Origin of the sequence: Bradyrhizobium sp. Rc3b, assembly GCF_900114915.1 — a bacterium.
Lineage (GTDB): Bacteria > Pseudomonadota > Alphaproteobacteria > Rhizobiales > Xanthobacteraceae > Bradyrhizobium.
The window spans coordinates 1-19,372 of record NZ_FOUS01000027.1 but is presented as its reverse complement, the minus strand read 5'-3'; the positions used below and the strand labels follow the sequence as shown (position 1 = coordinate 19,372).

11 protein-coding genes and 4 pseudogenes are annotated in these 19,372 nt (G+C 60.6%); 4 read left to right on the top strand and 11 right to left on the bottom strand.

Annotated features, from left to right (window positions below; all coding sequences use genetic code 11):
* Positions 1-167 precede the first annotated feature (167 nt).
* Genes BM190_RS37970 through BM190_RS37955 form a run of 4 tightly spaced genes read right to left on the bottom strand, consistent with a single transcriptional unit; the run spans position 168 to position 5,375 of the window.
* Positions 168-1,886 carry a dipeptide ABC transporter ATP-binding protein gene (locus tag BM190_RS37970; RefSeq protein WP_092262917.1) on the bottom strand — a complete coding sequence of 573 codons (1,719 nt, stop codon included), beginning with the start codon at positions 1,884-1,886 and terminating at the stop codon, positions 168-170.
* A 2-nt stretch (positions 1,887-1,888) separates the two neighbouring features.
* Positions 1,889-2,815: an ABC transporter permease gene (locus BM190_RS37965; protein WP_092262914.1), complete on the bottom strand. Its 927-nt coding sequence runs from the start codon at positions 2,813-2,815 to the stop codon at positions 1,889-1,891.
* The gene (locus BM190_RS37960) at positions 2,812-3,789 is read right to left on the bottom strand and encodes an ABC transporter permease (RefSeq protein WP_092262912.1); all 978 of its coding nucleotides are present in this window, start codon (positions 3,787-3,789) and stop codon (positions 2,812-2,814) included. Before BM190_RS37960 ends, BM190_RS37965 begins: the two co-directional genes overlap by 4 nt.
* Positions 3,786-5,375, bottom strand: coding sequence for an ABC transporter substrate-binding protein (locus BM190_RS37955; RefSeq protein WP_210189104.1), 1,590 nt, complete (start codon positions 5,373-5,375; stop codon positions 3,786-3,788). The genes BM190_RS37960 and BM190_RS37955 overlap by 4 nt, the downstream gene beginning before the upstream one ends.
* 363 nt (positions 5,376-5,738) lie before the next feature.
* Between BM190_RS37955 and BM190_RS37950 the strand changes: the two are divergent.
* From BM190_RS37950 to BM190_RS42015, 4 genes and pseudogenes are all read left to right on the top strand, one after another.
* Positions 5,739-5,970: pseudogene (locus tag BM190_RS37950) on the top strand (IS66 family transposase); the annotation flags it as partial.
* A 254-nt stretch (positions 5,971-6,224) separates the two neighbouring features.
* On the top strand, positions 6,225-6,800 hold the full coding sequence (locus BM190_RS37945; RefSeq protein ID WP_143109179.1) for a GAF domain-containing protein: 576 nt from the start codon (positions 6,225-6,227) through the stop codon (positions 6,798-6,800).
* A gap of 372 nt (positions 6,801-7,172) precedes the next feature.
* A complete protein-coding gene (locus tag BM190_RS37940; RefSeq protein WP_092262907.1) occupies positions 7,173-7,622 on the top strand; it encodes a bile acid:sodium symporter in 450 nt (149 codons plus the stop codon).
* A 451-nt stretch (positions 7,623-8,073) separates the two neighbouring features.
* Positions 8,074-8,445, top strand: coding sequence for a gamma-glutamyltransferase (locus tag BM190_RS42015; RefSeq protein ID WP_502687026.1), 372 nt, complete (start codon positions 8,074-8,076; stop codon positions 8,443-8,445).
* A gap of 174 nt (positions 8,446-8,619) precedes the next feature.
* On the opposite strand, the pseudogene BM190_RS37925 reads toward BM190_RS42015, so the two are convergent.
* The 7 genes and pseudogenes from BM190_RS37925 to BM190_RS41450 all read right to left on the bottom strand — a co-directional run.
* Positions 8,620-9,452 (bottom strand): annotated as a pseudogene (locus BM190_RS37925) (LysR family transcriptional regulator).
* 232 nt (positions 9,453-9,684) lie between these two features.
* Positions 9,685-10,670: pseudogene (locus BM190_RS41455) on the bottom strand (aldehyde dehydrogenase family protein); the annotation flags it as partial.
* A 298-nt stretch (positions 10,671-10,968) separates the two neighbouring features.
* The gene (gene pimD / locus BM190_RS37910; protein ID WP_092262896.1) at positions 10,969-12,111 is read right to left on the bottom strand and encodes a pimeloyl-CoA dehydrogenase small subunit; all 1,143 of its coding nucleotides are present in this window, start codon (positions 12,109-12,111) and stop codon (positions 10,969-10,971) included.
* A gap of 159 nt (positions 12,112-12,270) precedes the next feature.
* On the bottom strand, positions 12,271-13,461 hold the full coding sequence (gene pimC, locus BM190_RS37905) for a pimeloyl-CoA dehydrogenase large subunit (RefSeq protein ID WP_092262894.1): 1,191 nt from the start codon (positions 13,459-13,461) through the stop codon (positions 12,271-12,273).
* 165 nt (positions 13,462-13,626) lie between these two features.
* Positions 13,627-14,814 carry an acetyl-CoA C-acyltransferase gene (locus tag BM190_RS37900; protein ID WP_092262892.1) on the bottom strand — a complete coding sequence of 396 codons (1,188 nt, stop codon included), beginning with the start codon at positions 14,812-14,814 and terminating at the stop codon, positions 13,627-13,629.
* Positions 14,815-15,258: 444 nt separating this feature from the next.
* Positions 15,259-17,352 (bottom strand): 3-hydroxyacyl-CoA dehydrogenase NAD-binding domain-containing protein, encoded by a 2,094-nt coding sequence (locus BM190_RS37895; protein ID WP_092262890.1) that lies wholly within the window; start codon positions 17,350-17,352, stop codon positions 15,259-15,261.
* A 1,203-nt stretch (positions 17,353-18,555) separates the two neighbouring features.
* Positions 18,556-19,166: pseudogene (locus BM190_RS41450) on the bottom strand (CoA transferase); the annotation flags it as partial.
* Positions 19,167-19,372 lie beyond the last annotated feature (206 nt).

Genomic DNA, 19,372 nt, shown 5'->3' with positions numbered 1-19,372 from the left:
ACCCGGTGCGCGATGGACTTGGGATTGGGTTGGACTAGGAGGATTGATTGTCTCTGCGCAAGATTTTGCTGCTTCCATCAGCGCAGCAACTTGAGAGAGGCTGCAGGAGCCTACGAATATGGTGTTAGGTCGTTAAGCATCACGAGCCAGCTCGATCGATACGCTCCTTAGGAAGTCGCCTGGATGAGCTCGACCGGACGATGCATGCTCGGTATCATCGAAAGGAGCGTCTCGGTGTAACGATGTCGCGGATGATTAAACACATCATCCGCCTCCCCAATCTCACAGACTTGACCCTTTTGCAGCACCGTGACTCTGTCGCACATTTGACGAACCACAGGCAGATCGTGACTGATAAACAGCATGGTCAGCGATAGCTTTTCTTGTAGGTCCTTCAGAAGATTCAAAATTTGAGCCTGAATTGAGACGTCCAATGCCGACGTCGGTTCATCACAAATCAGAAAGCTCGGACGGCTAGCCAAGGCACGGGCGATTGAAATGCGTTGCCGTTGGCCGCCCGAAAACGCATGCGGATATCGGCGGGCCGCGCTTGCTTCTAACCCGACAGCGTTCAGGAGTTCCAACATTAATGGTTCTGCCAGTTGCCTATTCTTTTCGAGTCCAAAGTGAATCATTGGCTCCATGATTATGTCTGCCACCCGCATATGCGAATTTAGCGACGAGTATGGGTCTTGGAACACCATCTGGGTCTGGCGGCGGATATGTTGGCGCACCTCGAACCTCGCGGCGTACACATCCTCCCCATTGAAAAGCAGCTCACCGGTACTCGGAGGGTTCAGGCCAGCGACAATCTTGGCGATCGTGCTTTTCCCGGACCCGGATTCGCCGACAAGCCCCATCACCTCTCCGCGGCGGATGCATAGGCTCACATTGTCCAACGCTTTGAATGCCCCGTGCGTCACACTTCCAAACAGCCGCGGAACTCCAAAAACCCGATTGACTCGGCGCAGCTCCACAAGTGCATCAGCGCCTCCAGAGCCGTGCTGCGAGTTAGATTCCAGCAACCACTTCATGGCGGCATCGATATTCCTAGCGGACCCAGCGACCGGAAAACGACTAAGCTTCACGTCACCACGCGGAACGACCGATAGCAACGCTTGGCTGTATTCGTGACATGGACGACTTAGTACTGTCGACGTCTTTCCTAGCTCAACGACTTCCCCTGATTTCATTACCGCGACACGGTCGGTGATTTGGGAAATCACTCCCATGTTGTGGGTGATAAGCATCACCGCTACCCGACGTTCACGAGCCAAGTTCTGAATTAATTTCAAAATTTGTGCTTGGACGGTTACATCGAGTGCAGTCGTCGGCTCGTCCGCAATGATTAGTTCGGGTTGCGAGCAGAGCGCGAGCGCGATGACCGCGCGCTGTCGCATGCCGCCTGAAAATTCATGCGGCCAGTTCGTCATTCGTTGGGCAGGCTCAGGGATGCCGACGGCCTCCAACTGACGCACCGCCTCGACTCGCGCCTCAGCCCGTGACAAAGCCCGATGAGCCCGGATCGTATCAACCAGTTGCCTCTCAATCGTGAAGAGTGGATTGAGGCTGGTCAACGGATCCTGGAAAATGGTCGAGATGCGTCTCCCGCGCAACGCCTGCATAGCGTTGGCGTCTCGCGTATCGATGATGTCGCCGGAAAGCCGAACCTCGCCCGCGCTAATTTGTCCTGGAGCCTGGAGCAAGCCCGTGATCGCCGCCCCTACGGTTGATTTGCCTGCGCCGGACTCGCCGACAATCCCAAGAATTTCGCCAGGTGCTATCTCGAGGCTGACATCGCGGACAGCACGAAGCGTGCCATGACGGCTAGGAAAGTCAACGCAGAGCCCGCGAATTGAAAGAACGGGGGGGCGGCCGGATGTCATGTTCAAAGGCCCCTCGGGTTCAGCACATCCCTCAACCAGTCCCCTAGAACGTTGATTGCGAGCGCAAGCGTCAGGAGTGTTGCGGCAGGAAAAAATAGAATCCACCACTCCCCAGCGAACAGAAAGTCCTGACCGCTGCGTATCAACGTTCCCAGAGAGGGCTGGGTGGGAGGCAGACCCGCGCCGAGGTAGGACAAGGTGGCTTCTGTAATGATGGAAAGCGCAAGCGAGATTGTTGCGATAACGAGAATGGGACGGCGCACGTTGGGAAGGATGTGCCGCAGAAGCATCGTGCGCGTGGGCAGCCCGATCATTAGCGCTGCCTGGACATATTCGCGCTGCTTTTCCACCATGACGGCGCCGCGCACCGTGCGTGCGTAGGTGACCCATCCGGAAATTCCAATGGCCAAAATGACCATGTAGATCGCGAGCGTATCGCGAACTCCGGGAGCCAAAAGAGTGCGAGACAAGCCCGAAATCAACAGAGCAATGAAGATCGCAGGGATAGACAACTGAACGTCTGCAATACGCATGATTGCCGCGTCGGTACGCCCGCCGAAATACCCTGATATCAGACCTAGTGTGACGCCGATCGACATGGACAACAGGACAGCGACAAGGGCCACCAGAAGGGAAACTCGCGTTCCGTAAAGAGTCGCTGAGAGAACATCGCGACCCTGGTCGTCTGTGCCAAAACTGTAAAAATGTCCGGTAAGAGCGTTTGCGCTCCACGGGGGTGTGTTTGCCGATAAGAGGTCGAGCGTGCGCGGGTCGAGAATGTTCTGGGGAGCCAGCAGAGGGGCGCCCAAGGCGGCAGCAATGAGGATCAGCAGGACCATGGTCGAGAAAAGTGCCCCGGGAGAGCGCAAGTAAGAGTGGCCGATATCTGAACCGAACAGCGCCGCAAACTTTCTGGTCAATCTCTTCATTTGATGCCCCCTACTGCGCGCAAACGAGGGTCTAAGAGGTAGTAGATGCAATCCACCACCATATTGATGGCAACAAAAATAAACGACACAATGAGAAGGTATGTTGCCATGATCGGCACATCTGAATATCGAATCGAATTAATGAAGAGCAGCCCGACGCCGGGCCACTGGAACACCGTCTCCGTTACTACGGCGAATGCGATAATCGATCCTAACTGCAGGCCTGCAACCGTGACCACCGGGACCATGGTGTTCTTCAATGCATACGAGAAATAGATGAGCCGCTTAGGTAAGCCCCGCGCTCTCGCGAACCGAATGTAGTCGGAGTGCATGACTTCAAGCATTTCAGCGCGAACCAGTCGCAAGATCAGCGTAAGCTGGTAAGCCGCCAGTGAAATTGCCGGCAGGAGAATGGCCTTCCAACCGCTTTTGGTCAGTAATCCAGTTGTCCACCAGCCGATCTTTACTGTGTCGCCACGCCCGAATGACGGCAGCCACCCAAGTTTAATCGAAAAGACATAGATCAGGCCGATGCCGATCAGAAAGTTAGGTAACGATACCGCAATCAGCGAGCCGGTCATGCTCACCCGAGACAGTGCGGAGCTCGGACGCAACGCAGTCATCACCCCCAGCGCGATGCCTGCCGACATCGCGAAGAAAAACGACAGTAGCGCTAGCTCGAGTGTCGCAGGCAGCCGTTCAAGGATTAGATCCAATACCGGCCGTCCCACGCGAGTAGAAATGCCAAAATCACCCTGAAGTGCAAAGCCGACGAACTTGAGGAATTGGATGTAAAAGGGGCGGTCGAAACCCAGTTCGGCCGCCAAGCGTGCGCGGTCCTGCGCGCTGGCCTCCTGCCCCAGCATGTTCTGCAGCGGATCACCGATAAAATGAAAGGCGGCGAAGGACAGGAAGGCCGTTACCAGCATCACCGGAAAAACAGACGCCAGTCTGCGCAGGAAGAAGCCAGTCATTTAACTACCTTGACGTTCTTTACGTAGATCATGTTGCCGACGTGTGATGTGACGTGAATCTTGTTCTGCATTGCACGCGCTAACATTTGCGCGTGAATCGGAAGGTAGAAACATTCGTCCTGGACGACCTTCCAGATTTCAGCGACGGTGGCATTGTACTTTTCAATGCTGGCCTCCGAGCTAAGCGAATCAATTTTCGCGTCGATCTCTGGGTTCTTGAATTCAACCCCGGCCCAAGTGCCCCGAGAGCGCACAAGGTTTTCAAAAAGAATTTGAGAATTAACCCCCCCCCAAGTCATAAGGTAGAAGTCGGTCTTCCGGTGAAGAACGAGCGGCCAGACTGCGGCGGAGGGCTGAACGTCCAGGTTTACAGTTATGCCAATCTTCGCCAGCATCGCCACTAGCGCCTCACAAATGCGCTCATCGCTCACCATGCCATCGTTGGTGCAATTAAGGGTTACAGAAAAACCATCGCCGTAGCCCGCTTCCATCATGAGTTGCCGCGCTTTTGCGACATCGTACTTTGGCACTCTTCCCATTTCTTGAGTAAAGCCGCTGGCAAATGGCGAAAGGATCGTCCCAAGTGGGATGGACTGACCCCGCATGATCGTCGTCTGGATAGCTTGACGATCAATAGACATATTCATGGCTTGACGGACCCGCTTATCCGCGAACGGATTTCCCTTCGCGTTTCCGCTTATAAGTTTGTCCTCCCCCATGTTGACGCCAAGAAAAACGGTACGGGATTCAGGGCCCTTAACTACTCGCAGATCGGGGTTCTGTTCGAGGCGCGAAACATCCTGGGGAGGAACGTCTTGCAGAAAATTGACTTGGCCGCTGATCAAAGCGGATACGCGTGTCGCGTCCGACTGGATAGGGGTATAGATAATTCGATCGATGCTCAGCGGGAATTGACCGATACCCCAGTACTTATCATATGCTACCAGTTCTGTCCGGCGATCGGACTCGCGGCTGACGAGCCGGTATGCGCCTGTGCCGTTTTCATGGCGCGCCGCATAGTTTTCCTTCTTCGCCATATAGTCCTGCGGGGCCGCGGAATCGTTCTTCTCGGCCCAAGCTTCGTTCATTATCAAGACGGCTGTCAGATTCTCGGCCATCAGGAGGCTAGGACCCTTGGTCTTGATCTGCACGGTATCGGCATCCTTTGCCACGACGGACTCGATCGCATTTACGTATGTCCGCACGTTCGACGTCGGCGCCATCGCTCGTCGGATCGAAAATACAACGTCTTTTGCCGTGAAAGGAGTCCCGTCGTGGAAGGTGACGTTCTGGCGAAGTTTGAACTCCCATATGTCAGGGTTGTCGGGGAGCATGCGCCATTCTGTCGCCAGCACACCGATGAGCTTGCCATTATCGTCTCGTGAGACGAGGGGTTCATAGATCTGCTGATTAAACGTATAGGTGGTGCCCTCGTTATACGCATAGGGGTCAAGCGTTTGAACGTCCAAACGGCGAGCCCATTTCAGCGTTTCCGCGTTCGCGGAAGAGGCAATCGCAAGCAGCGCCGCCGCGCCCAGGAAGCGTGCAAGGCGCACGTTCGCACGACGCGCCATATATTTGAGCATTGACATTTCCTCTCTCTGGACGATTGGGTCAAAAAGCCCCAACCTGTGGGTCGAGCCTTTTCTTGTTTTGCTGCAGTCTGCCCCTTCGGGGTCGGCCGTCGTCTGCGAACTAAAGCAGCTTTTTGCAGAAATTGTGCAGACTTCGCCGCAATGACGCCGGATCTCTGTGTGGCTAGTGGCTAGCCGGGTCGCTACCGGTCGTCGCCACCTCTAGGCCGGGGCCGCAAAAGCCGGCGGGCTACTACTGTCATTCGGCCGCTAATTGTTGCAGACCCGAAGGCCATCTTTCCGCCGAAAGTAAGTCCCGCGGGTGGGTGCTGAACGCGGCGAGTTCGTGTGGCCATCGACGTCACGCGCGACGGCGAAGATCCGCGGCAGTGGAAGCTGATGCAACACGGGCGTGAGAAGTTGACTTGCCGGCATTGTAACAAGATCACTCATGTGCCAGCGCCGTTCCATGTCCTCTTTGCCGGGCCGAGCCTGCTGGCGCTGATCCTGTTCGAGAAGTACGGGCAGCACCAGCCGCTCAACCGACAGGCCGTGCGCGAATGCGTGGGAACGTGTCGAGCTAAGCTTCTCGACGCTCGCCGACCAATCAGCGCCCCAGCTCGTCCAGGTGTGGCAACGCCCGCTGTCGATCATTTCCAGCGCTAGGCGTGGCGGCCCGGCTGCAATCCCGCGCTGATGGATGAACTTCGCCCGAAAACCGTGCGGCCCAGATGTATTTTGCCTTGCGCCCGGGTTGCTATGCCCGAGCCAGCCGTGGACAGCGGATCAGCGATGGATCTCCGGCAGGGCTGGACGTCCGTGGAGCGGGATGTCAGGAATGCGGGAAAGGGAAACTGAGGCATGGCGCAGAAAATTTGTGATCGCGGAGATGATGCACGAGCCGAACACGGTCTCGCTGCCGCCCACGCCAATCGAGGCCCTTTTGCGCGTGATGCTCCTGTGATCGGCGGCGACGACCTGGCGCGGGTCACGGAGGCGGCGAGGACTGGCCCGAAAGCGGCGATTCTGCCGGTCATCGACGAGATCGCGCAATGTCTATTGGGGCATCGGCTGCTGACCGTGATGCGTCTGCACGCTGCGACCGTGGAGCTCGAGCGCCTCTACAGCAGCCACGCCGAGGCCTATCCCGCCGGAGGCAGGAAGTCGAAGCGCGGCCTGCCCTGGACCGAGCATGTGCTGGTGCGGGGCGAGGTGTTCATCGGAACCCACCCCCCCGACCTTGAATGGGCCTTCGATGACCATGCGAAACTGGCGGATCTCGGGCTGGGCTCGGTGATCAATACGCCGATCCTGTTCGACGGACGCTGCCTGGGCGCCCTGAACCTTCTGCACGAGCCCGGCCGGTATCACCCTGGCGACGACGCGGTCACCAAGCCGCTCGCCTATCTCCTGACCCCACTGCTGCTCGCCGCATGACCACGCTTTGTCACCACCCTCCGCCGCCGGAGGCGCGGCTCGCTCACCGCCGGCATTCTGGCGCCTCTCGTGTTCGGCTCCTGGTCCCCAGTCGCGGCGAGGCCGCACACATGCTCGGCTAGGCCTCGAAAACCGGCATCGGCCTGCTGTTCTTCCTGCACGGGGCGAGGCTGTCCTGTGCCGCGGTTAGTGGGATTGGCCATCGGGCGCCTGCCCGCACCCGTTCTCGGCCCAAGGCTGGCGGCCGGTTTTCTGTACCTGACCGTGCTTCCGTCGCCCGTGCCGTCGTCGATCGCCTTCGCCCCATCGCCCGCAGCAGTGTGTCGGCGGCAGTTTGCAGCGCCTCGCTTCCCTACGTCTTCGGCCTGTTCAATGCGTCGCTCTTGGTCGTCTGTACATGAGCGCCCGCGGCGCCGGCCTCTCCTGGAGCCCGGTGCGGATCATCCTGTTCGAACTGCTGGCCCGTTCACCGCCGGGCACGCCCTGCGGCCCCTCATCCGCGGCTGGGTTGACCGCCCTCCTCAACTACTGAGCCTTATTGATCGCGGATCGATCCTGCTGGTTGCCTACGGGGCATTCGGCGCCGGGGCGGTCCACGGCCTTTGTGCGCGGGTTTCCGTGGGCGACCTGATGCCGGTCGGGGTTCTCGGTGGCATGCTGCTCGCCGTTATGCTGGTCGGCAGGATCAGGGGCGCGCGCCACCTCGGCTCTTCCCGGGAGGACGAGATCGCCATCGCCTCCCGTGGCTCCAAGAAGAGCCCGGCGCCCGGTGTGCCGATCGCAGGCGCGTTCTTTCCATCCGCGGTCGTCAAGCCGGGGTGATCCTGCCGCTCGTGGTCTTCCGCCAGATCCAGCTCGCCGTCCGCGCCGCACTGGCTCAGTGCCACACCGCTCGCGCGGCGGCAATCCCGGGCGAGGTCGCGCGATGAGTATCGTTTCCCTGTCGGGGCTGGACCCGGCCCACCGCTTACCCTCGTTACGTCCGACCATCGTGGGACGAGCCATGTCGTCTCCGCGGGCCACTGTCTACGGCGCAGTCCACGCTGCAGATCCTCGAAAGCGTTTGCAACGCCATCGACGCTGGTGTGGCCGCGAGCCCGGTATTGGGCGTCGTGCAGAACGAGCTTGTTAACCTCGCCGACGTCGCGCCGATCATTCTCTACCTGGCCGAACGCGACGAGGTAATCACCATCAGCAGCCTGGGCTGCTGGCCTCGCGCCCTCGATCCAGATATTTTCATGCACGAGCACGGCGGCGCGACCCGGAGGGGCCTGTGGACTGTCGCTCCAGCCGCGCGAGAGCCTGCATCACGGCTCTGGCCCGCTACGGCACCATGAGCTTCTCGGAGGTGGTGCGAAGCGCCATCGGTTTCGCACGTGATGGCTTCGTGACGTATCCGCGGATGGCGGAGCTGCTGCACACCTACGCCAACAGCTATGCGAGATGGCCCAGCTCCGCGGCGATCTATCTGGCCGGGGGACGGCCCGAGGTCCGTGATGTGCTCGTCCAGTCCGATCTTGGCCGGACTCTGCAGTACATAGTCGTCCGCCAGACGGCGGCACGAAGCCGGAGGCGCGTCGAAGGCCTGAGGTTGCTCGGGACGCCTTCTATCGCGGCGACATCGCGCGAACGAACGTTCGTCTAGATTGTTTCGCGATAGTCCTGGTGATGACGATATCTCTCTCGATCCGGGCCAGCCGTACCGAGCCGATGCACCTGAATCCCTTCTGCTTTTGATCGCCATCTGACGCCGCCTTGTCCACTAAGCGGGTGACAATCTGAGAAGCCGTTCGATGCATCAACCTCTGGTGGGGCCATCTCAGTCTGATACGAACGAGGCCCTCGCGGCCTTCACGGATTCGGAGATGAACCGATGCACCTTTGGACCCGGCGAGTGTCGTGCGTATCGGGATGAGAGGTGATCCAGTAATTGCGCACGAACCGGACCTCGGGTAGCAAGCGCTTCAGTTCCGGATACCGTTGCGCTGCATAGTCGTGGAGGATTCCTATGCCATGCCCGGCGCGAACCGCTTCCAATTGCGCGACCACGCTGCCGCATTCGTATCGACGTGACATGAGGCGACCGAGAACGGAAGCATAGTCCAAGGCGCGGCTGTAAGTCATGTCCTCGACATGCGTCACGAACAAACGGCCGGCTAGTTCGTCCTGGCTTATGATCGGGCCCTCGCGCCTGAGGTATTGCTCCGCCGCATAGACGCTGAGTGTGTAGTCGGTCAGCTTCGACAGGATTAGTCGCCCCTGTTTGGGGCGATCCAACGTCACAACGATGTCGGCCTCTCGCCGCGACAGCGGAAATGTTCGTGGTAACGGCACCAATTGAATGACGAGCCTCGAATTTTTCGCGGCGAGCATGCCGGGCCGATCGGCAAGGAAATAGTTGCCAAGACCGTCAGGTGCACCGACGCGCACAGTACCTGTGATGGCCTGGCTCGCACCGCTGCTGCCGGAACCTACTCTGAGAAATTCGCTCTCCGCGTGCTCCGCTGCCGTAACCAACGACTCGCCCGCCGCGATTGGGATGCACCCGGACGTATGTCGTTCGAGCAGCTTGGCGTTCAAGCTTCGCTCTGGGGCACTAAGTTGACGCGCTACCGTTGCATGATTCAATCGAAGACTCTTCGAGGCCTTCAGGATTTGTCCAGCTCGCGCGACCTCAAGAAATATTCGAACCCGTTCCCAGTCCCGAAGGCAACAACAATGAAAATGACCCGTTCGATCTCCCAGCTAAGGTGGCCGTCGTTACGTGCTCCAGCCGCGCCATGAACTGTGCATTTTCTTTGCAAGGACGCCTGGGAAGAACGAGAAGCGGACTTCCCTGGGCCGCCCGGCGTAGGAGACATCGGAACGCCCAGTGCACGAAGCATTTATCGATATGCTGCTTGGTCACAAGTGGCCCCATCTCCGCATCGGGATCCGTTTCCGGGGCGATCTTCAGAGCGCGAACCTTGGGCGCAAGTTTTTCGATTAGCCTGTCGGCGGTCGCGTCTCCGATCGGGACGGCGACCGAAATCGCCATGCAACGCTCGCCCGCGGCGCCGTAGGCGGCGCCCATCAGCGCGTCAACCGCCTGATCCATGTCGGCGTCCGGCATGATGATCATGTGGTTCTTGGCGCCGCCAAGCGCCTAACAGCGCTTTCCGTTTCGAGTGGCCGTTTCGTGGATGTAATGGGCAATCGGAGTGGAGCCGACAAAGCTCACGGCCACTATGTCGGCATCGGACAAGATGGCGTCGGCCGCTTCCTTGTCTCCATGAACGACATTGAAGACGCCATCAGGCAATCCGGCCTCCTTCAGCCACTTCGCCAGTATAAGCGAGGCGGACGGATCGCGTTCGGACGGCTTGAGAATGAAAGTGTTGCCGCACGCGAGGGCGTCCGGGAACATCCACATCCCGGAAATTGAATGGTGTAATCCCGGCAACAACGCCGAGCGGTTGACGTAGAGAGAAGCTGTCGACGCGACTTCCGACGTTCTCGGTGACCTCTCCCTTGAGAAGCTGAGGTACGCCGGTGGCGAACTCCACGACTTCCATGCCGCGCTGGATCTCCCCCTTTGCGTCAGAGAGCACCTTGCCGTGCTCGGCCGTGATCACTTGGGCGAGTTCGTCGATCCGATCCTCCAGAATTCGCAGGAAATGGTTGAGAATTCGGGCGCCGCGCAACGGAGGGGTTCGCCCAGGTCGGAAACGCCTTTCGCGCCGCCGTTGCCGCCGCACGAACGTCTTGGACCGAAGCCAATCCAAGCGTTCCCGACTGTTCACCCGTCGCGGGATTGTATACGGCTGCGGTGCGAGTGCCGCGGCTCGGCACCAGCTCGCCATTGATGAAATTCGGGATCTTCGTCGACATTGCGCATTCCCTGCAAACAGAGCTTGATCGCCGTTGGTATGCAGCGCATAGAATTGTGCATCAACGAGCGAATGTGCGGCTCTGTTGTGCAGAAACTGCAGTCGACCCTGATTCCGCCCGCTCCACCCTTGCCGGAAACGCAAGCGACGAAGCAATCTCAGACTGTCTCCGCGGGAAAGATACTGGATCGCTTCGCTCGCAATAACGATGTACCGCCAGAACGCGGGCTCAGCGCTTCCGCCTTCGCTCTTTGAGCTTCGGCGAACAAGTCGCGATGCCCCCGGGATGACGACCAGTGTCAGATCAACGCACCCGCGTCCGCGACGCGGCACTGGTGGTAGTCGGTGTCGCCAAAGGTGTTCTCGATCATGGTCAGGCGCTTGAAGTAGTGGCCGATCTTGGCCTCCATGGTCATGCCGATGCCGCCGTGGAGCTGGATCGACTGCTGGCCGACGAATTTCAGCGACTTGCCGATCTGCACCTTGGCCGCGGCGACGGCGTTGGCGCGCTCCCTGGCGTCCTCGAAATCGTTCGCCATGGTGGCGAACATCGACATCGAGCGGGCCTGCTCGGCCGCGACGAACATGTCGGAGGCGCGATGCTGCAGCGACTGGAACGAGCCGATCGCGACGCCGAACTGTTTTCGCGTTTTGATGTAGTCGACCGTGGTCTTGAGCGACTCGTCCATCAGCCCGACCGCTTCGGCGCAGAGCGCAATGCGGGCCTCGTCGACCACGCGCTCGATCAGCGCCAGGGAATCCTCGGGGTTGCCAAGCACCGCGTGGGGGCCCACCTCGACGCCCGTGAGGGTGATGTCGGCGGCGTGCAGGCCGTCTTGAGTCGGGTAAGACTTCTTCGCGACACCCTTGACATTGGCCGGCACCAGGAACACGCCGGTGCCCGCCTTGTCGCGACGGTCGCCCTTGGTGCGCGCGGTGACGATCAAGGTGTCGGCATTCTCGCCGTTGAGCACGACGAATTTTTCGCCGTCGATGACCCAGCCGTCGCCCTTCTTCTTCGCGGTGGTGGTGACGTCGAACAAATCGTAGCGCGAGTTCTTCTCGAGCTGGGCGAAGGCCAGCGTCTTGCTGCCGTTGATGATCCCTGGCACATGCGCGGCCTTCTGCGCATCGGTGCCGGCATGGCGCAGGAAGCCGCCGCCGATCACAACAGTCGCGAGATACGGCTCGAGCACCAGCGCCTTGCCGAGCGCTTCCATCACGATCATGGTCTCGACGCCGCCGCCACCGAAGCCGCCGTCGGCCTCGCTGAAGGGCAGACCGAGCAGGCCCTGCTCGGCGAGCTTGAGCCAGACGGTTTTGCTCCAGCCGCCCTTCTCCGCCATGTATTTCTTGCGCTGTTCGAAATCGTAGGAATCGGTCAGCAGGCCGTCGATGCTTTCCTTGAGAAGCCGCTGCTCCTCGTTCAAGTCAAAATCCATGTTGCTCTCCAAATCGGCGGGAATTGCCCTGCCGTCGCCTCACCCTGAGACGTCAAACCCCGCGAAGATGGGGATCCAATAAAGGCGGCTGCCCGCCGTGCTCGGGACGGCCAGGCGTGCTGGGTCCCCGCTCCACCGCGCAATTGCGTAATTCGCGGGTCAAAGTCCTAGCACCGCTTTGGCAATGATGTTGCGCTGGATCTCGTCGGAGCCGCCGTAGATCGAGACCTTTCGGTTGTTGAAGTAACTCGGCGCGATCTGGGCGATCCAGTCCATGGCTTCGTTCGAGGCATCATGGCCGTGCACATCGTAGGGCGCGGCGAGCGGGCCAATGACCTCCATCAAGAGCTCGGTGGTGGTCTGCTGTATCTGGGAGCCCTTGATCTTCAGCACCGAGGACGCCGGATTGGGCTTGCCCTTTCCGTGCTTGCCTTCGTCGGCGACGACGCGCAGCTGCGTCAGCTCGAGCGCCTTTAGCTCGATCTCGCAGCCCGCCAGCTTCTCGCGGAACGCGGCATCCTGGATGAGCGGCTTGCCGCCGGACTCGATCTTTGAGGCCAAATCGCGGATGCGGCGCAGCCGCTCCTTGGAGAGGCCGACGCGAGCCAAGCCGGTCCGCTCATGGCCGAGCAGGAATTTTGCGTAATCCCAGCCCTTGTTCTCCTCGCCGATCAGGTTGTCGTAAGGAACTTCCACGTCGTCGAAGAACACTTCATTGACCTCGGTGCCGCCATCGATGGTCTGGATTGGACGTACCGTGACTCCCTTGGATTTGATGCTGCAGACGATGAAGGAGATGCCCATCTGCTTCTTGGAGGAAGGATCGGTGCGGCAGAGGCAGAAGATCATGTCGGCATGCTGTGCCAGCGTGGTCCAGGTCTTCTGGCCGTTGATGATCCACTTGTCGCCCTTGCGCTCGGCCTTGGTCTTAAGCGAGGCAAGGTCGGAGCCGGAGCCCGGCTCGGAGAAGCCCTGGCACCACCAGTCGTCGACATTGGCGATGCGCGGCAGGTACTTCTTCTTCTGCTCATCGTTGCCGAAGGTGTAGATGACGGGACCGACCATGCCGACGCCAAAGGCGAGCGGTGGGTGCGCCGGATAGGACTGTAGCTCCTCAGTGAAGATGAACTGCTGCACGCTTGTCCAGCCGGTGCCGCCATATTCCTTGGGCCAGTGGCTGACGCCCCAGCCTTTCTTGTTGAGGATGCGCCACCACGTCAGCATCTCGTCCTTGGAGAGGGGGCGGCCCTCGACCAGCTTGCGCCTTGTATCCGGCGGCACGTTGTCGCGGAAGAACTGCCGCACTTCGTCGCGAAACGCCTGCTCTTCCTTGGTGAATGCGAGATCCATTGGATCCTCCTGTGAGATTCCTGCGGCGTCCCGAAGGCTGGATCCATAACCGCCAGCGTTCGTTGTTACGAAAGCCGCTTCCGTCCCTGCCCCCAAACTCCGGCTGCGGAGTATGGGGCCCGGCCGCGCGAACGCAACTGCGCAACTTGGCAGTGACGATGAGACTTACGGCAGGACCTCGAACAAACCTGCCGCGCCCATGCCGCCACCGACGCACATGGTGACGATCGCGTATTTGGCCTTGCGGCGACGGCCCTCGATCAAGGCGTGGCCGGTCAGGCGCGCGCCGGACATGCCGTAGGGATGGCCGATCGAGATCGCGCCGCCGTTGACGTTGATCTTCTCGGGGTCGATGCCGAGCTTGTCGCGGCAATAGAGCACCTGCACCGCGAAGGCTTCGTTGAGCTCCCAGAGGCCGATGTCGTCGACGGTGAGGCCGTGGCGCTTGAGCAGGCGCGGCACGGCGAAGGCCGGGCCGATGCCCATCTCATCCGGCTCGCAGCCGGCGGTGACGAAACCGCGGAAGATGCCGAGCGGCTGCAGGCCACGCTTGGCCGCTTCCTTGTCGCTCATGATCACGCAAGCGCTGGCGCCGTCTGAGAGCTGGCTGGCATTGCCGGCTGTGATGGTATGACCTTGGCCCCGCACGGGCTTGAGCCCGGCGAGTCCTTCGGCCGTGGTTTCGGGGCGGGGCCCCTCGTCCAGCGACAGCGTCACGTCCTTCATCGACACAGCGCCGGTCGCCTTGTCGGTGACTGCCATCTGCGTCGTGATCGGCGCGATCTCTTCCTTGAACTTGCCGCCCTGTTGGGCGGCCGCAGTGCGGCGCTGGCTCTCCAGCGAATAGTCGTCCTGCCGCTCGCGCGAGATACGATAGCGCTTCGCTACGACTTCAGCGGTGTCGATCATGGGCATGTAGGCATCTCCCTTGATCTTGAGCAGCGCCGGATCTCGCGCGTGGAACGAATTCATCTTGTCATTCTGAACGAGGCTGATTGACTCGCCACCGCCGCCGACGGCGATCTCTACCCCGTCAAAGATCACCGAACGCGCGGCGAGCGCGATGGCTTGTAGTCCAGAGGCGCATTGCCGGTCGACCGTGCTACCGGCAACGGTGACGGGCAGCCCCGCGCGCAGCAGTGCCTTGCGCGCGATGTTGCTGCCGGTTGAACCCTGCTGGAGCGCTACTCCCATCACGACGTCCTCGATCTCCTTCGGATCGATCTTGGCGCGGGCGACGGCCTCGCCGATTGCGTGGCCGAGCAGCGTCGCGCCCTCGGTGGCGTTGAGCGCACCGCGATAAGCCTTGCCAATCGGAGTACGGGCGGTGGAAACGATGACAGCGTCGGTCAAGAACGATCTCCTGATGCGAGTTGGGTAGATTGTGACCATTTCTGCTGCCGCGTTGGCCATCGCCGTGGGTTTGGTACAGCTGATCTGGCGGCCGCGAAACTCCAGCGCGTGCGCGAGCCGTAGTCAGGGGCGGCCTTTGACAATTGGTTAAGGAGGGTGCCCTGCACGATATTGTTGTCCGAACGCGCGCCTTCAGGATAACATTGGTCGCCGGGATGGGTCATGGTCCGCAACACATCACTCATCATTCCAGGGTGCGACCACCGCCCCCCCGCAAAGCGCGCTCGATGACAAGCTCGGTCGCGAGCTCTAACGCGCAATGCGCATCAGAGAGTCCAGCGAGCAGCCTACTCGAAGGCGAGATGCTTTCGCGGGCAGACCCTTCGAGCCCCCCACGACGCGCAATCGCGCAACGTTGAACAATGAATGAATTGGCAGTCGCCATCACGCCGCTTTCGACGCCGCGAGCGAGGCAAACGTCTTGCCTTCGGCCGCGAGCTTCTTCAGCAGCGGTGCGGGCTCGAGGCTGGGGTCGTTGGTCTCCTTGGCGTAGAAGGCCAGGCGATCGGCGATGTGCTTGAGGCCGACGCTGTCGGCCCAGAACATCGGGCCGCCGCGATAGATCGGCCAGCCATAGCCATAGAGCCAGACCACGTCGATGTCGGAGGGACGCGCCGCGATGCCCTCTTCGAGGATCTTCGCGCCCTCGTTGATCATCGGATACATCATGCGCTCGAGGATCTCGTCGTCGCTGACGACGCGCTTCTTGCGGCCGAGGCGGGCAAGCGTCTCGTCGATCAGCTTCTCGACTTCCGGATCGGGCAGCGCCGAGCGGCTGCCGGCTTCGTACTTGTAGTAGCCCTTGCCGGTCTTCTGGCCGAAGCGGCCGGCTTCGCACAGCGCGTCCGCGATCTCCGACTTGATGCCGCGGTCTTTCCGCGAGCGCCAGCCGATGTCGAGGCCGGCGAGGTCGCCCATCGCGAACGGCCCCATCGGCATGCCGAACTTGGTGACGACAGCGTCGACCTGCTGCGGCAGCGCGCCTTCGAACAGCAGCTTCTCGGACTGCTTGCCGCGCTGGGCCAACATGCGGTTGCCGACGAAGCCGTCGCAGACGCCGACCACGGCCGGCACCTTCGCGATTTTTCGCGCGATATTCACCGCGGTGACCAGCGCGTCCGGCGCGGTCTTGTCGGCGCGCACGATCTCGCACAGCTTCATGACGTTGGCCGGCGAGAAGAAGTGCATGCCGAGCACGTCCTGCGGACGCTTGGTCGACTTCGCGATCTCGTCGATGTTGAGATACGAGGTGTTGGAGGCGAGCACGGCGCCGGGCTTGACGTACTGGTCGAGCTTGCCGAACACTTCCTTCTTCACCGCCATGGTCTCGAACACGGCTTCGATGACGAGGTCGGCATCGCCGACATTCTCGATGCCGACGACGCCGTTGATCAGCGCCATGCGCTTGGCGGGCGCGTCGGCCGGAATGCCGCCGCGCGCGGCGGTCGCTTCCCAGTTCTTCTGCATGATGCCCATGCCGCGCTTGAGCTGCTCCTCGCCGGTCTCGATCAGGGTGACGGGAACGCCGGCATTGGCAAAGGACATCGCGATGCCGCCGCCCATGGTGCCGGCGCCGAGAATGGCGACCCGGTTCACGGGACGCGACTTGGTGCCGTCAGGAACGCCCGCGATCTTGGCAGCCTCGCGCTCGGCGAAGAACGCATAACGCTGCGCCTTCGACTGATCGCTGGCGACGAGCTTCAGAAAACCCTCGCGCTCCTTCTTCAGGCCTTCGTCGAAAGGTAGGTCAATGGCGTAGCCCACGGCGTCGGCGGCAGCGAACGGCGCCTCCAGGCCGCGCGATTTCTTGGTCATGGCGGCGACTGCATTGGTGAAGATCGAGCGGTCGGCCTTGGCCGCCGCGATCTTGGAATCGTCGTCGCGCAGGCGCCGCAGCGGGCGCTTCTCGGCCAGCAGCTTGCGCACGAAGGCCTCGCCGCCCGATGCCGGCCCCTCGATGATTTCCTCGATCAGGCCGTTCTTGAGCGCTTCCGCCGCACCAATGGGATCACCGCCGACGATCATCTTGACGGCGAGCTCGGGACCGACCGCGCGGGGCAGGCGCTGGGTGCCGCCGGCGCCCGGCAGAAGACCGAGCTTCACCTCGGGCAAGCCGAGCCTTGCCTCTTTCACCGCGACGCGGAAATGACAGGCGAGCGCGACCTCGAGGCCGCCGCCGAGCGCGGTACCGTGGATCGCGGCAACCACGGGCTTGGGCGAATTCTCGATCTCGGACAGCACGTCGTTGAGGGCGGGCGCCTTCGGCGGCTTGCCGAATTCGGTGATGTCGGCACCGGCAATGAAGGTGCGGCCGGCGCAGGTCAGCACGATGCCCTTGATGGCGGGATCGGCAATCGCAGCCTTGATGCACTCCAGGATGCCGCCGCGAACGGCGGCACTCAGCGCGTTGACCGGAGGGCTGTCGACCGTGACAATCCCGATCTCATTATGACGCTCAAGCTTGACCACTTCGCTCACGCTGGGCTCCTCGGTGAAACAATAAAAATCGGGTGGGTAGCGGATCAGTCTAGCTAGCAAGACTCAAAGGCTCTGTGCGATGCTTCGAGCTAGGGTGGCGATGGTGACGTGCCCGACTGCGATCTGCCGTCGCATGAGTCGCGAAGGGACGATTTCCGGGAGAGTGATTCATTGCCGGATTAGTTGGGTCGCTCTGTTGGGCCACCCGGAGCCGCGCTGTTCGTTTCCGAGCAGCATCAGGTTGCACCGCCACCGGATCATTTGCTGCATATCCCGCCTGCTGCTCCAGAACACTCGGCATACTTGACCATGCGGAAGCGGTGAAAGCGTCTAACCATGCCCAGTTACCATGTCGTTCGGACAACCGTCCCTATTGGAACCCATCCGAACATGGTCGGCTGGGAGGTAGTAAAGTAACAGGGTGCCCATATCGATTAATGCAATGGCCCGGAGATTTACGCTTAAATTCTGCACAAGCTGCCCTTTTTGGGCCTACGTTGATCTGAGCCTGTCCGAGCTAGTCGATTCCGAGCAATCCCATTCGAAGGATTTTGAGCCCTTTGCGAAGTGCCGATTGCCTACGTCCGTCGCGGCGTTACGTGGGACCGCGCACTGAACTCTGTCAAGCTGATGCGCTGTGTCGGCGAAACTCTGTACCATCATCCTAGCGCGGACAGTTTTTGCGCCGCCTGATGAGGTTAAATGCGACTCGCCAGCAATTCGCACATACGATCTACAGCAGCGGCCAAGCCTGAGGTGGCGCCTGCGCGGCTCCGAATCAGCTTGGTGGTTCCTATGGGCAAGTGTCGGTCATTGCTGGCCGCTGCGCGACGGCAGGAGCCACTCGGCACCGGCCATCAACACGAGCGAGAGAATGATTATGCGGTCGATGCGGCCGCGATACAGCTGGATTGATAGTTCGAAGAATCGTTGGGACGCGGATCTTCCAGGATCAGGCAAGTCAATGCCCCCGTCCAGCGGGGTCCGGCTTTAGGTCCGTACTCACAGAGATCAGCCAACGTCTCAAATCCGTATGTTCGGACGAGCGCTTGCGTTTAAGGCGGCTCTGCGATTTTTATGCCCCCTCAAGCGCTTGCACTCACGACAAGCAGGACAGCGATGAGGGCTCCGCTGCCAGCGCGATACGTGTGCGGCGCTTTGGAGCTTGTACCTAGGGGCGGAATGGAAGACGTGCGACCGTATTTTTAATAGAAGAGCAGCAAAGATCGCCAGGATCTCCTTGCCATTGGCGACGCGATCATTGTTCTTGAGGAATTTTGGATTGGTAGCGAGTTCAGGTGGCTTCGAGAACGGCGCATGTCCGGGCGAACTGACCGTCATTGCCAAACACCAACATCAGCCCACCGTCCGCGCAGCGAAACACGCCGACTGGCAACGCACCATTGCCCATGTGCCGCGGCGGGGTGGGCTAGTCCATTCACCAGATACATTTGGAGATAGTGGCTCAGCGAGGCGATCACGGTGTCGGGCAGGGAGAGTCGATGTGCTGCCCGGCCCCCCCATTGACCTTGCGGTGATAGAGGGCCGACAGATGTCGATCGAGGGTTCATGCCGGTCATGTAGTCCACGATCGACCGGTTTGGGCAGAGATAGAACGAATTTTTGTTGTTCTCCTTGCCCGATGGATCGACCAGGAAAGGAGGTCCGTAGGCACGCGCGTCGTCGCCGGTGCCGGGCCGCTCGATCTTGATCATCTCCGCGGCGAGATCGCCCAGCATCTGGGCCGACAAGGGCCCGGCGGGCACACGCGTGAGATCAAGGATCTCGACGCCAGAAAGCGCCAGGGCCGACATATAGGCTTTCCCTAATGACTCTTCTGAGGCGGAACACGCCCGTTCGCGCCTCCAGCTCCGTTCGTAATCTTGTTCGAATTCGATGGCCCGCATCGCCTGAACCAGGAGTGCCCTGTTCCTGGTCAGTAGCGCTACCCCGGAATCAATCGAGCCGACTCATGCAAATATTACGAGGCGCCATCGCGCTTGCTTGCATGATTCCGCAA

What these genes read in the sequence shown, in the direction of transcription:
- BM190_RS37970 (WP_092262917.1), bottom strand. Translation starts at nt 1,886, where the DNA reads ATGACATCCGGCCGCCCCCCCGTTCTTTCAATTCGCGGGCTCTGCGTT.
- BM190_RS37965 (WP_092262914.1), bottom strand. Translation starts at nt 2,815, where the DNA reads ATGAAGAGATTGACCAGAAAGTTTGCGGCGCTGTTCGGTTCAGATATC.
- BM190_RS37960 (WP_092262912.1), bottom strand. Translation starts at nt 3,789, where the DNA reads ATGACTGGCTTCTTCCTGCGCAGACTGGCGTCTGTTTTTCCGGTGATG.
- BM190_RS37955 (WP_210189104.1), bottom strand. Translation starts at nt 5,375, where the DNA reads ATGCTCAAATATATGGCGCGTCGTGCGAACGTGCGCCTTGCACGCTTC.
- BM190_RS37945 (WP_143109179.1), top strand. Translation starts at nt 6,225, where the DNA reads ATGGCGCAGAAAATTTGTGATCGCGGAGATGATGCACGAGCCGAACAC.
- BM190_RS37940 (WP_092262907.1), top strand. Translation starts at nt 7,173, where the DNA reads ATGCGTCGCTCTTGGTCGTCTGTACATGAGCGCCCGCGGCGCCGGCCT.
- pimD (WP_092262896.1), bottom strand. Translation starts at nt 12,111, where the DNA reads ATGGATTTTGACTTGAACGAGGAGCAGCGGCTTCTCAAGGAAAGCATC.
- pimC (WP_092262894.1), bottom strand. Translation starts at nt 13,461, where the DNA reads ATGGATCTCGCATTCACCAAGGAAGAGCAGGCGTTTCGCGACGAAGTG.